The sequence below is a fragment of the Acinetobacter sp. YH12068_T genome (assembly GCF_024606005.1).
Lineage (GTDB): Bacteria > Pseudomonadota > Gammaproteobacteria > Pseudomonadales > Moraxellaceae > Acinetobacter > Acinetobacter amyesii.
The window spans coordinates 1,080,963-1,093,107 of record NZ_CP094555.1 but is presented as its reverse complement, the minus strand read 5'-3'; the positions used below and the strand labels follow the sequence as shown (position 1 = coordinate 1,093,107).

Genomic DNA, 12,145 nt, shown 5'->3' with positions numbered 1-12,145 from the left:
CATTTTAGATTCAATCGAGATAAATGTAAATAATTCTTATTATCATTTATTTTAAGTGCATAAAAAATCCCCCATTCTGGAGGATTTTTTATCAAGCTGCTTTGACTGGCACACCACTATGAAAGCGGAATAAATCATCTGGGCTGCTAATCAGATTTTTTTCAACTTCACGAATATGCTCAATACGCATCTGAATATCTTCTTTCGGATTCTTTAGCTTATTGGTCGTCGCCACATCCATGGCCAATGCTAAATAGTCCTCATAATGGCGTGATTCAGACTTTAGCAAATAGCGGTAGTAACGCCCCAACTCTTCATCCACATGTGGTGCAAGCGCATAGAAACGCTCACATGACCGTGCTTCAACAAATGCGCCAATCACCAAGATATCAATTAACGCTTCTGGCTCGTAAGTCCGCACTTCTTTACGTAGACCACCTGCATACCGACCAGCACTGATTGCAGTCCATTCCTGACCACGTTTTGCCATCAGTTCCAGCACTTGCTCATAGTGCAGCATTTCTTCACGTACTAGCTGTGCCAGTTTGATTTGTAAATTCGAGAAAAAACTATAACGAAACATCAAATTCATTGCTGTACTTGCTGCTTTCTTTTCACAATTGGCATGATCCTGCATCAGGATACCCAAATTATTTAAAGCTTCATCTAACCATGCTTTTGGTGTTTCACACCCCAAGAAGCCAATGACTGGCTTCATTAGGGCATCATAATCAATATTTGACATATACTTTACTTAAAAATTAACGTGCAGATTTAATCGCAGCTTTCATTTGTTTTACAGACTGTGCCAATCCAATAAACACTGCATCAGCAATAATCGAGTGACCAATATTTAGTTCATGAATTTGCGCAATGCGCGCAATCGGAGTGACATTGTCAAGATTTAAGCCATGGCCAGCATTCACAATCAAACCTTTAGATGCGGCATATTCAGCACCTTGAATAATACGTTCCAGCTCTGCCTTCTGCGCTTCAGGTGTTTCAGCATCTGCATATGCACCTGTATGCAACTCAATCGTAGGCGCACCACAGGCAATCGCTGCATCAATTTGAGCAAAGTCAGCATCAATAAATAATGAAACTTCGCAACCAATCGCCGCAAGTGCTTGAGTCGCGTTTTTTACATCTTCAAAATGCCCAACCACATCTAGACCGCCTTCAGTCGTGACTTCTTCACGCTTTTCAGGAACAAAGCATACATGATGCGGCTGAATCTCTTTGGCAAATTCAACCATTTCATTGGTCACTGCCATTTCAAGATTCATATGGGTTTTTAATACAGAACGCATACGACGTACATCATCATCTTTAATATGGCGACGATCTTCACGTAAATGCAGCGTAATCCCTTCCGCCCCCGCTTGCTCACAAATAATTGCGGCATTCACAGGATCTGGATAAGTTGTCCCACGTGCATTTCGTAGTGTTGCCACATGGTCAATATTTACACCAAGCAAAGCTGCCATAATTCTTTCCTAATGACGTTGAGTTTGAGAATTCTGTATCCACAATTGACGACTTTTTAATGGACGATCGCCAAGCAAGGAAGTAATCATTTGTCGGTACAACTTAGACAGTAATTGTAACTGTTCAGGATTAAATTCCCCACCTTTTTCATAATCACACATACTTAAAATATGTTGACCTGACAATGTAGCACGTGAGGCTTTAATGACAGGTTGAAAACCTTCGTTTAAATGAAATTGATAATTTTCATGAGGCTGAATTTGCTGTTGATTTGCATCAGTTGAAAAATCCAACGCAAAACCCAACTCTTCAAGCAGCACATACTCAAATTGTCTAAGGATTTGCCGTAAGAATAGATCAGGGTAGGCCTGGACAGACATGCATTGAAGTTTTTCCAAGGTGTGTGCATATTGAGCAAATGTCTCAGGCATCTCAACCTCTAACGGACATAGCCTCAATAAGACTTCATTTAGATAAAATCCTGAAAAAAAAGCATCACCAAAAAAGAAAATCGGTTGATTTACAATTTCGAGTTTACTAAAGTTTTTAAGTTCGGACTTACCAGATGCTTGCAAGCAAATTGGTTGATACTGGGGAGGTGGCGTTTGCCTGAGAATACCATCAATTCGACCATGCTCCTGAGTAAACAAGTGCACAATATGACTTTTTTCACGATATTTACGATGGTGAATTAAATAACCATGCAGTATCTCATTACGCATGATTTAAAATATTAATCCTTGTCTTTCTTTTTCTTGTCGTCTTCATCTTCATCCCCATCTGGAATGACTGCACCCACAACTGCAGCAGTACCTTTAACCACGCCTTTTGTGGTTTTATAAGCCACTTTGACAGGAACAGTAACGATTTTATGAATACACCCTTGTAGAAACAAAACACATGCCACTACAGCTAATACTTTCATCATTACTCTTCCCTCAAAGTTTGTTATTTAACGATTAGATATCGCTATAACCCAAGCTTTTCAATGCACGTTCATCATCAGACCAACCACCTTTGACTTTCACCCAAAGCGTCAACATGATCTTTTGCTCGAACATTTTTTCCATATCTACACGTGCATCCATACCGATTTTCTTCAGTTTGGCACCCTTCTCACCAATAACAATGGCTTTTTGGCCAGAGCGATCGACGAAAATCGTCGCATCAATATAGGTACACGCCGCTTTAGGACGACCAGTTTTTGGATTAACTGTTGCTTCTTCTGTTTTAAACGACTCAATTTGAACCGTTAAATCATAAGGAAGCTCTTCACCCAATTGACGCATGATTTTTTCACGAATAATTTCAGACGCAAGGAAGCGCTCTGAACGATCCGTTAATTGCTCAAGTGAATACAGTGGTGGTTGAAATGGTAAATATTTCTCAATCGTGCTGCGCAAATGATCTAAATTTGCACCGCGCAACGCTGATACAGGAACAATTTCTGCAAAATTCATCAATTTTGCACGCTCTTGTATCAAGGGTAATGCATGGTTTTTATTTTCTAGTGTATCAATTTTATTGATCACAAGAATAACCGGCATATCGGCATTTTTTAGCTTTTCTAACACTAAATCATCATTCTGTGTCCATTTGTCTGCATCAATCACAAACAAAACTAAGTTCACATCACGAAGTGCAGAATGTGCCGCACGGTTCATCATTTTATTGATGGCACGGACTTCTTTTTTGTGCATCCCCGGGGTATCTACAAATACCGCTTGAGATTTTTCGCGTGAGTCAATACCCACAATTTTATGACGTGTGGTCTGTGGTTTACGAGAGGTAATGGAAAGTTTTTGACCCAAAATATGGTTCATCAACGTTGATTTACCCACGTTTGGACGACCAACAATCGCCACAAACCCACTTTTAAAATCGGCAGGAATTTCAGTGCCTTGTGCACTAAAAAACTGACTAATTAAATCGTTACTGTCGCCTTGCGACTCGTGATCAGCATCTACGTGATCGGAATGAGTAGTCATTAAGACTTTTTCTCCAAAATTTCTAAGATTTCTGCCGCTACTGCCTGTTCAGCAAAGCGACGGCTTGAACCTTCACCGTATTTAACAGGGAGCCCTTCAACTGTACATTCAACTTTAAAATGTTGGTTCGGAGCATCACCCTGAATATCTACAACCTCGTAAACCGGGAGAGGTTTTTTACGTGCTTGTAAATACTCCTGCAAACGTGATTTAGGATCTTTCAGTTGATCAGTTGGTTCAATATGATCTAAATATGGCACATACCATTTAAGAACAATCGGTTCCAGAATTTTTAAATCCTGACAATCGACATAGATTGCACCAATGATCGATTCAACGGTATCCGCAAGTATAGACTCACGATGATGACCGCCAGATTTCAACTCACCTGTACTCAAGATTAATTCTTGACTGAGTTTTAAGTCATTGGCAATTTTTCCTAGCGCTTCCTGACGAACCAGTGTCGCACGCATACGCGTTAGACGCCCTTCATTTTCATGCGGGTAGGCATGGTACAGATAATTGGCAATTATCATACCCAATAATGAATCGCCCAGATATTCTAGGCGCTCATAATTGTATTTATGGCTCACCGATCGGTGGGTCAAGGCCAGTTGCAACAATTCAGGTTGTTTAAACTGATAACCGATACGACTTGCTAAACGAGCTTCATTTAGCTTGGACTGAGCTTTGATCAAAACTTTTCTCGAACTTCAACACAATATCAATATTCAATAAGAAAGGTTTTCTTATTTCATAATTTTTTTCCACTCGTAAACCATTATCATTGTTTACTTGTGCAATATCTTTAAAATTTAAATCACGTACACCATTCATATCTAAACGCTGTGACATTTGTGACTCAAACTTACTCGGAGCAATATTTTTAGGACTGCTCTTCATCAATTCTTCAATTTCATTGTTGACGAGACGATCGTCAACATACGGTCCCCAAACCGCAATTAAAGCTTTAGCTAAAAAAGCAAAACCAATCACAGCAATTAAAATTGCAATATAAGACGTTCCCCGTTGATGTCTCATTTTATTTTCCTGATGTAAGACTAATCAATACTGCCATTACGACTAAATGAAGGCAGTTTTAAACCAGATTCCTTATGCATCCACTTGTAAAAAGCACGTCCAGTGAGGTTTTCTTCAGGCACAAAGCCCCAAAAACGACTGTCCGCACTTTGATCGCGATTATCCCCCATCGCGAAATAGTGACCTTCAGGAACCTTAACTTCCCAATATAAACCATTTTCTGTTGAATATTTACCATTTTCAACATAGTTGATAAATGGTGCTTGGCGCGCGACATTGACGCCTTCAAGCTCACGCATGGTAAACGTATGCTTACCCATGGTTTCTTTATGATAAATCGATGTAGGTGTATCGAGTTGATCTTTTTCACGACTAAATTCAACTGGAACTTTTGCCACTTTTTGACCATTTACACTCAGTTGACCATGATCGTAAATAATATGATCACCTGGTAAACCAACTACACGTTTAATATAGCTGATGGTTGGTTGTGGTGGATAACGGAATACAATTACATCTCCACGCTCAGGTTCACCGACATCAAGAATTTTTTTATTGACGATAGGTAAACGTACGCCATACTGATATTTATTCACCACAATAAAATCACCTGTCTCTAAAGTTGGAACCATAGAGTCTGATGGAATATTAAATGGCTCATATAAGAATGAACGCATCACCAAAACTATCGCTAGAATCGGCCAGAAATCATAAGCCCATGCGATAACGACATTTTCATTTCCTTTACCTTTGGTCTGCCGTTGCTTCCAGACAAACTTATCCAACAGCCAAATTAAGAAAAAAATGACTGTGGCAGGAACAAGGATCAAATTAAAGTCAAAATCCATGAGCTCATAAACCTCTATTTATTATCTTTCTACTTTCAATACAGCAAGGAACGCTTCTTGTGGGATTTCGACGCTGCCCACTTGTTTCATACGTTTCTTACCTTCTTTTTGTTTCGCAAGAAGTTTCTTCTTACGCGACACGTCACCACCATAACATTTAGCCAAAACGTTTTTACGCATCGCTTTTACAGTTGAACGTGCAATGATTTGTGCACCAATCGCTGCTTGAATAGCCACATCGAACATTTGACGTGGAATTAAATCTTTCATTTTTTCCACAAGTGCAATACCACGATGGCGAGCATCTTGTCGGTGGCAAATCATGGCCAAGGCATCAACTTTTTCACCGTTGATTAACACATCCACCTTAACTAGAGATGAACTCTCAAAACGCACAAAGTTATAATCTAACGATGCAAAACCGCGTGAACATGATTTCAATTTATCAAAGAAATCCATCACTACTTCAGCCATTGGGATTTCAAACGTAATGGCCACTTGGTTCGCCATAAACTTCATATTCTTTTGAACGCCGCGACGTTCAACACATAAAGTCATCACATTACCCAAGTATTCTTGCGGTACTAAAATGTGACATTCAGCAATTGGCTCACGTAAGTCTTCAACTGTTGAACCATCAGGCATTTTAGAAGGACTGTCGATATAAATGGTTTGACCATTTTTCATCACCGCTTCATAAATTACGGTTGGTGCTGAAGAAATCAGGTCCAGATCATACTCACGTTCTAAACGTTCTTGTACAATTTCCATGTGCAGCATACCCAAGAAGCCACAACGGAAGCCAAAACCAAGTGCATCTGAACTTTCAGGTTCAAAGAACAACGCTGAGTCATTAATTTGCAGTTTGTGCAGCGCCTCACGGAACGGTTCAAATTCACTTGAATCGATTGGGAATAAACCTGCATAGACCTGTGGTTTCACTTTTTTGAAACCCGGTAAGCTTTCAACTTCTGGTGTAGTTGCCAAGGTAATCGTATCACCAACTGGAGCACCAAAAATATCTTTAATACCCGCAATCACGAAACCAACTTCACCTGCTTCGAGCATGTCAGTTTCTGTATGTTTAGGATTAAAAATACCTACTGAGGTGATAATGTGCGTTTGACCAGTTGATTTCATCAACATTTTATCGCCTTTACGCACACGACCTTCTTTAATACGAACTAAAGAAACCACGCCCAAATAGTTGTCGAACCAAGAGTCAACAATTAAGGCTTGTAATGGTGCATTACGATCGCCTTCGGGTGCAGGAATGACATTGACTAGTGTTTCAAGCACCCCTTCAATGCCTAGACCGGTTTTAGCTGAACATGTAGGTGCTTCAGTCGCTTCGATACCAATAATGTCTTCAATTTCTTGAATAACACGCTCTGGCTCTGCTTGCGGCAAATCAATTTTATTTAAAACAGGTAGGACTTCTAAACCTTGTTCAATTGCTGTATAGCAGTTAGCAACAGACTGTGCTTCGACACCTTGTGCAGCATCGACAACCAATAATGCGCCTTCACATGCAGCAAGTGAACGTGAAACTTCATAAGAAAAGTCAACGTGCCCAGGTGTGTCAATAAAGTTAAGCTGGTATTCTTCACCGTTAGGATGAGTGTAATACAAAGTCACAGATGTAGCTTTAATCGTAATACCACGCTCACGTTCTAATTCCATAGAATCTAGAACCTGTGCCTGCATTTCACGATCTTGCAGGCCACCACAAGTTTGAATAAATCGGTCGGCAAGCGTCGACTTACCATGGTCGATATGCGCAATGATCGAGAAGTTACGAATGTTTTTTATATCAACAGATTTTTTAGCTTGCGCCATGGGCTACCTTGGAAAAATAAAAGCGCTATGCATGCAATTCTTTATGCATAGCAAAAGCCGAATAGAAATTGCCGAGGATTATAGCAGATGGATTTTTCAAAGTATCGAAAATAATGCATTGCTTTTATGCTAACCACTTATCCTGCGTGTAGAACTTAACTAGTCTTCGCTTTAATATGAGGTTTCAATTAAAAATCAGAAATCATAAGCACTAAAATCAAGCGGATTTATGCTATCTGCGATGGGTTGATAAGCTTGGGTAAATGTTGGCGACATGCGCTTTGGACGGCCTGTAGCAATTTCAATGCATGCCCACTGTGTATTGCCTGTAAATAATATCGCTTTGTCTTTAGGGCGATAAAATACGTACTGCCGAAACGAATACAATGCATTGATATCATTTAGCCAAGTTCGTAAAATAATCTCCTCACCTTCGAGCGCTGCTTTACGATATTGCACATGATGCTCAACAGCGACCATGGCATGCTTCAATTCAATATATTCTTTTAAGCCTAAACCCAAAGCTTCAATATGTGCTGTCGCGACATCTTGCATCCAACTGACGTACACCACGTTATTCACATGATTTAATGTGTCGATATGTTCAGCTTGAACTGTAATTTTTAAATCAAAGATATCGCTCATAGCGTCCTGCAAATTTTAAATTGTGGCCCACAGTCTACCCATTTTTATCTAAGGGTGAATTGCAAAAACGCTAAAGTTAAAAAACCACTCGCTTGGAGTGGTTTTCATTTAGTAACTCATTACTGAATACGCATGCCCACAATCGCACGCTGTCCCTGACGAATCAAAGAAACACGTGCAATGCTACCATTTTTCAACTCAGAAATAACTTTAACAAAATCTTCAGCATTGTTTACGACTTTATTATTAACTTGGGTGACAACATCCCCCGGCTGAATTCGTGCTTGTGAAGCTATACCTCCTGCACGTACATCTTGAATTAAGACACCGCCTTTTAGACTCAGTTGTTTTAATTCATCTGCGTTTAAGTTGCGAATTGACACCCCAATCACTGGACCTTTTTTCACAGATGTCGTTTCAGCTTTTGCAGGCGTATCATCTGGTGCTGTGATCAAGGTTGCTGAAATATTTTGGCGTTTATCATCACGCAGTACTTCAAGCTGAATACTTTGATTTGGACCTGTACGATTAAGATAATTCAGCAGTTCGCCTGTACGTGAAATTGGTGTGCCATTAAACTTCAAAATGACATCACCCACTTTAAAGCCAGCTTTTGCAGCAGGTGAATTTGGTGCAACTTGAGTAATCAAAGAACCTTCTGGTTTTGAAAGGTTATAAGACTCTGCAAGATTACGATCGATATCTTGTAGCATGACGCCTAAATAAGCACGTGTTACCTTGCCGTTTTTCTTTAATTGGTCTGCAACATCCATTGCAACATCAATGGGAATCGAGAACGATAACCCCATATAACCGCCTGTACCACTAAAGATACGAGAATTTACCCCAACCACTTCACCAGACTGATTAAATAATGGACCACCAGAATTACCCGGGTTCAATGCCACGTCGGTTTGAATGAATGGAACCGAGGTTTCTCCCATCATATTACGCATTTTAGCACTAACGATTCCTGCTGAAGCTGAATAGTCAAAGCCAAATGGTGAACCAATGGCCAACACTGGCTCACCTACACGTAAACGGTCAACATTGCCTGTGCGTAGCTCAGGAAAATTTGAACCTTTGACCTTTAACAAAGCCACGTCAGTCCGCTCATCACTACCCACAACTGTGGCATCAATTTCACGGCGGTCATTCAGTACAATGGTGACTTTCGAGGCATCTTCTACCACATGGTGATTTGTCAATAAATAACCATCTTTACTAATAAAGAATGCGCTTCCATAACCGGTCTTTTCTTGCGGCATTTTTTGCTGCGGAATAACCACCTGATTACCGAAAAAGCGTCGTAATATTTCTGGGACTTGTTGCTGCAAAAGCTCTTCTTGACTAAGCTTTTTAACCACATTCACGCTTACGACAGCTGGGCTGACTTGTTCAACCAAATTGGAAAAATCAACAGGACCCGCTGCCTGAGTCTGCACGCTAGCAACCGTAAACACAGCTGCATAGAGTCCCTTTTGTAAATACGATTTATTCATTGTTAGCATTCACTCAATTGTGCTTATCATTTGAAATACGTTAGTTTTTATCACAATGCAAGTCTAAGCTTCGTAATAAAATGTTTGATGATTATTTATGATAAACAATCTTAAACATTCCTTAAATATTACAGATCTATGAATATTTTTCATTATTTAGTTAATTTATAGTCATTGCGTTTTTAGGCAAAAACAGTTGTGATGATCGGACATTTTTAAAATTAGCTGATGGACATGTCTAATTTAAACACGATACATCAATTTGATGTAATTATTGTGGGAAGTGGCGGTGCAGGCCTAAGTTTAGCCCTATCGCTACCAGATCATTTTAATATTGCTGTTTTAGCTAAATCGACGCTGACGGATGCCAGCACATATTATGCCCAAGGTGGTGTTGCTGCCGTCCTCGATAAAACAGATTCCATTGAACAGCATATCAATGACACCATGATTGCCGGTGCGCATTTATGTGAAATGGCGGCGGTAAAACAAACCGTTGAAGGTGGTAAATCTTCTGTCGATTTTCTACTGAATCAGGGTGTGCAATTTACTTTAGACGAACAAGAACAGTTACATCTGACACGTGAAGGTGGTCACTCTCACCGGCGGATTATCCATGCAGCAGATGCCACAGGTCGTGCTATTTCCACAACATTGGTTGAACGTGCGCAAGAAAAAGCCAATATTCATATTTTTGAAAATTTTATTGCAATCGATTTAATCACGGCACAAAAATTAAATCCTGAAACTGAAAACCGTGCTCTCGGTCTGTATGCTTTAGATGAAAAAACCGAAAAAGTACATACCTTTTTAGCACCCTTCACTGCCCTTGCCTGTGGTGGTGCCATGAAAGCATATTTATATACATCAAATCCCGACATTGCGACGGGTGATGGTATTGCCATGGCGTATCGTGCAGGCTGCCGTGTTGCCAATATGGAGTTTAACCAATTCCATCCAACCTGTTTATATCATCCTCAAGCTCGCTCTTTCTTAATTACCGAAGCGATGCGTGGCGAAGGTGCCTATTTACGTCTTCCAGATGGTGAACGCTTTATGCTGCGCTTTGATGAGCGTGCCGAATTAGCACCACGCGATATCGTAGCGCGCGCTATTGATTATGAAATCAAACGTCTAGGAATCCGTCATGTTTGGCTTGATATCACCCATAAACCTGCAGAATTTGTCAAAGAACATTTCCCAACATTGTATGCACGCTTAATGGAACTCGGTATTGATATTACCAAAGAAATGATTCCGGTGGTTCCGGCAGCACACTACACCTGTGGTGGCGTTGTGGTTGATGAAAACAGTCAGACCGATATTCCAGGCCTATATGCCATTGGGGAAACCTCTTATACCGGCCTACATGGTGCAAACCGTATGGCGAGTAACTCCTTACTGGAATGTTTTGTCTATGGTATGAGTGCTTCAGCACATATCACAGCACAGCATCAAGGAACTTATCAGGCGCCTCATGTCCCAGAATGGGATGACTCGCAAGTGACCAACCCTGATGAAGACGTGGTGATTTTGCAGAATTGGGATGAACTTCGCCAAACCATGTGGAACTACGTCGGTATTGTCAGAACAACCAAGCGCCTCCAACGTGCCCTACACCGCATTGAAATGCTTAAGCGTGAAATCACCGAGTATTACCAAGATTACCAAGTCAGTAAAAATCTGATTGAACTCCGTAACTTAGTATTGGTATCAGAAATGATTGTGCGCTGTGCAATGGAACGTAAAGAGTCTCGTGGTCTGCATTTCACTTTAGACTATCCTGAACAAGCAGACGAACTACGTAAAACGGTGTTAAGTCCACCCGATTTCACGGTTGATTGCCCTGTAGTTAATACTGAGTTAGTCTCTTAAAACTTTTAAATCAAAAAAAGCCGCACATGAAGTCGGCTTTTTTTTGATTTTACTACCCATAAATATGTAATGCCGCTTTGAAAGTTTCTAAGTGCAGATTTACAAGATCATTCATATTTTGATAGCCCCCAGCCAATACAAACATCAGCGGAATATCTGCACGTTTAGCCAATTTAAAGACCATTTCTTCGCGTTTCTGTATCAAAGCGGTACTAAACCATGATGAGCCAAATGGGTCAGCTTGATGACAATCCATTCCTGCTTGATAAATGATTAAATCTGCACCCCATGCTTTGGCATGCTGTATTCCCTCATGTATAGCCAAGGTATATTGTGTAAAATTTCCACGATCTTTATGCACATGCCGTGTTAAAGAACGTTCATAAGTAGGACAACCAAAATGTAGCCCATAAATACTAAAATTAAAAAGGTTATCTAACCGTCTAGTAAACTCAGCTGTGCCATTCCCCCCATGTTGATCGCAATCGAGTACAAAGATTTTTTTATTCGGATTTTGCTGTGCCACAATAGCCAAACCATTGAATGTGCAAAATGATCCGCCATATTCATACACTGCATGATGAAAACCCTGTGCAACATTCGCTGCGATACCTTTTTTTAAAGCCAAATCTGCTGCCATCAACTGCCCTGCATTGATTCTCAACACGGCATCTCGAAGCTGAGTATTCCAAGGCTTAAAACCTGAAAAGGTCGCAAGCTTAGCGGGCTGCCCTGTCATAAAAGCATCCACATAAACAGGATCATGTACTTGGCTTAAAATTTCAGCGTCGATACACTCAGGCTCATGTATTCTGATGTTCTGCCATTGTTCTAAAGCTGTTCCAACTGCTAATAATTTTTCCATACTATTGGTATGAGTATGAGCAAAATATTTTGGCGAAAAGCATACATCTAACAT

At 40.3% G+C, this 12,145-nt stretch carries 13 protein-coding genes; 1 reads left to right on the top strand and 12 read right to left on the bottom strand.

Going from position 1 to position 12,145, the window contains the following annotated elements:
- Nucleotides 1-91: 91 nt before the first annotated feature.
- The 11 genes from MST18_RS05375 to MST18_RS05325 form a co-directional block, all read right to left on the bottom strand.
- Nucleotides 92-745 carry a tRNA-(ms[2]io[6]A)-hydroxylase gene (locus MST18_RS05375; RefSeq protein WP_180132879.1) on the bottom strand — a complete coding sequence of 218 codons (654 nt, stop codon included), beginning with the start codon at nucleotides 743-745 and terminating at the stop codon, nucleotides 92-94.
- A 16-nt stretch (nucleotides 746-761) separates the two neighbouring features.
- Nucleotides 762-1,487, bottom strand: coding sequence for a pyridoxine 5'-phosphate synthase (gene pdxJ / locus MST18_RS05370; protein ID WP_180132880.1), 726 nt, complete (start codon nucleotides 1,485-1,487; stop codon nucleotides 762-764).
- A 9-nt stretch (nucleotides 1,488-1,496) separates the two neighbouring features.
- Complete coding sequence (recO, locus tag MST18_RS05365) at nucleotides 1,497-2,213, bottom strand: DNA repair protein RecO (RefSeq protein ID WP_180132941.1); 717 nt, start codon at nucleotides 2,211-2,213, stop codon at nucleotides 1,497-1,499.
- A gap of 8 nt (nucleotides 2,214-2,221) precedes the next feature.
- Nucleotides 2,222-2,416, bottom strand: coding sequence for an NF038104 family lipoprotein (locus tag MST18_RS05360; RefSeq protein WP_078192000.1), 195 nt, complete (start codon nucleotides 2,414-2,416; stop codon nucleotides 2,222-2,224).
- Nucleotides 2,417-2,447: 31 nt separating this feature from the next.
- Complete coding sequence (gene era, locus MST18_RS05355) at nucleotides 2,448-3,476, bottom strand: GTPase Era (protein WP_067765139.1); 1,029 nt, start codon at nucleotides 3,474-3,476, stop codon at nucleotides 2,448-2,450.
- The gene (gene rnc / locus MST18_RS05350; protein WP_111883979.1) at nucleotides 3,476-4,174 is read right to left on the bottom strand and encodes a ribonuclease III; all 699 of its coding nucleotides are present in this window, start codon (nucleotides 4,172-4,174) and stop codon (nucleotides 3,476-3,478) included. The genes era and rnc overlap by 1 nt, the downstream gene beginning before the upstream one ends.
- Nucleotides 4,146-4,517: a DUF4845 domain-containing protein gene (locus MST18_RS05345; RefSeq protein ID WP_180132881.1), complete on the bottom strand. Its 372-nt coding sequence runs from the start codon at nucleotides 4,515-4,517 to the stop codon at nucleotides 4,146-4,148. The genes rnc and MST18_RS05345 overlap by 29 nt, the downstream gene beginning before the upstream one ends.
- Before the next feature lie 20 nt (nucleotides 4,518-4,537).
- Entirely contained in the window at nucleotides 4,538-5,365 is an 828-nt protein-coding gene (lepB, locus tag MST18_RS05340; RefSeq protein WP_180132882.1) for a signal peptidase I, read from the bottom strand.
- A 21-nt stretch (nucleotides 5,366-5,386) separates the two neighbouring features.
- Nucleotides 5,387-7,204 (bottom strand): translation elongation factor 4, encoded by a 1,818-nt coding sequence (gene lepA, locus MST18_RS05335; protein ID WP_111883977.1) that lies wholly within the window; start codon nucleotides 7,202-7,204, stop codon nucleotides 5,387-5,389.
- Nucleotides 7,205-7,399: 195 nt separating this feature from the next.
- Complete coding sequence (locus MST18_RS05330; RefSeq protein ID WP_180003252.1) at nucleotides 7,400-7,849, bottom strand: thioesterase family protein; 450 nt, start codon at nucleotides 7,847-7,849, stop codon at nucleotides 7,400-7,402.
- Between the two features lie 119 nt (nucleotides 7,850-7,968).
- Nucleotides 7,969-9,351, bottom strand: a complete 1,383-nt coding sequence (locus tag MST18_RS05325; RefSeq protein WP_111883975.1) for a Do family serine endopeptidase — start codon at nucleotides 9,349-9,351, stop codon at nucleotides 7,969-7,971.
- A 228-nt stretch (nucleotides 9,352-9,579) separates the two neighbouring features.
- Between MST18_RS05325 and nadB the strand changes: the two genes are divergently transcribed.
- Nucleotides 9,580-11,226: an L-aspartate oxidase gene (gene nadB, locus MST18_RS05320; RefSeq protein WP_180132883.1), complete on the top strand. Its 1,647-nt coding sequence runs from the start codon at nucleotides 9,580-9,582 to the stop codon at nucleotides 11,224-11,226.
- A 52-nt stretch (nucleotides 11,227-11,278) separates the two neighbouring features.
- Here the strand turns inward: nadB and MST18_RS05315 are convergent, their stop codons facing one another.
- Nucleotides 11,279-12,145 carry a histone deacetylase gene (locus MST18_RS05315; RefSeq protein ID WP_180132884.1) on the bottom strand — a complete coding sequence of 289 codons (867 nt, stop codon included), beginning with the start codon at nucleotides 12,143-12,145 and terminating at the stop codon, nucleotides 11,279-11,281.

Excerpts from the sequence above, each read along its gene's own strand:
- MST18_RS05330 (WP_180003252.1), bottom strand. The coding sequence starts at position 7,849 with ATGAGCGATATCTTTGATTTAAAAATTACAGTTCAAGCTGAACATATC.
- MST18_RS05375 (WP_180132879.1), bottom strand. The coding sequence starts at position 745 with ATGTCAAATATTGATTATGATGCCCTAATGAAGCCAGTCATTGGCTTC.
- MST18_RS05345 (WP_180132881.1), bottom strand. The coding sequence starts at position 4,517 with ATGAGACATCAACGGGGAACGTCTTATATTGCAATTTTAATTGCTGTG.
- nadB (WP_180132883.1), top strand. The coding sequence starts at position 9,580 with ATGGACATGTCTAATTTAAACACGATACATCAATTTGATGTAATTATT.
- lepB (WP_180132882.1), bottom strand. The coding sequence starts at position 5,365 with ATGGATTTTGACTTTAATTTGATCCTTGTTCCTGCCACAGTCATTTTT.
- MST18_RS05315 (WP_180132884.1), bottom strand. The coding sequence starts at position 12,145 with ATGTTAGATGTATGCTTTTCGCCAAAATATTTTGCTCATACTCATACC.
- era (WP_067765139.1), bottom strand. The coding sequence starts at position 3,476 with ATGACTACTCATTCCGATCACGTAGATGCTGATCACGAGTCGCAAGGC.
- MST18_RS05325 (WP_111883975.1), bottom strand. The coding sequence starts at position 9,351 with ATGAATAAATCGTATTTACAAAAGGGACTCTATGCAGCTGTGTTTACG.
- lepA (WP_111883977.1), bottom strand. The coding sequence starts at position 7,204 with ATGGCGCAAGCTAAAAAATCTGTTGATATAAAAAACATTCGTAACTTC.
- pdxJ (WP_180132880.1), bottom strand. The coding sequence starts at position 1,487 with ATGGCAGCTTTGCTTGGTGTAAATATTGACCATGTGGCAACACTACGA.
- MST18_RS05360 (WP_078192000.1), bottom strand. The coding sequence starts at position 2,416 with ATGATGAAAGTATTAGCTGTAGTGGCATGTGTTTTGTTTCTACAAGGG.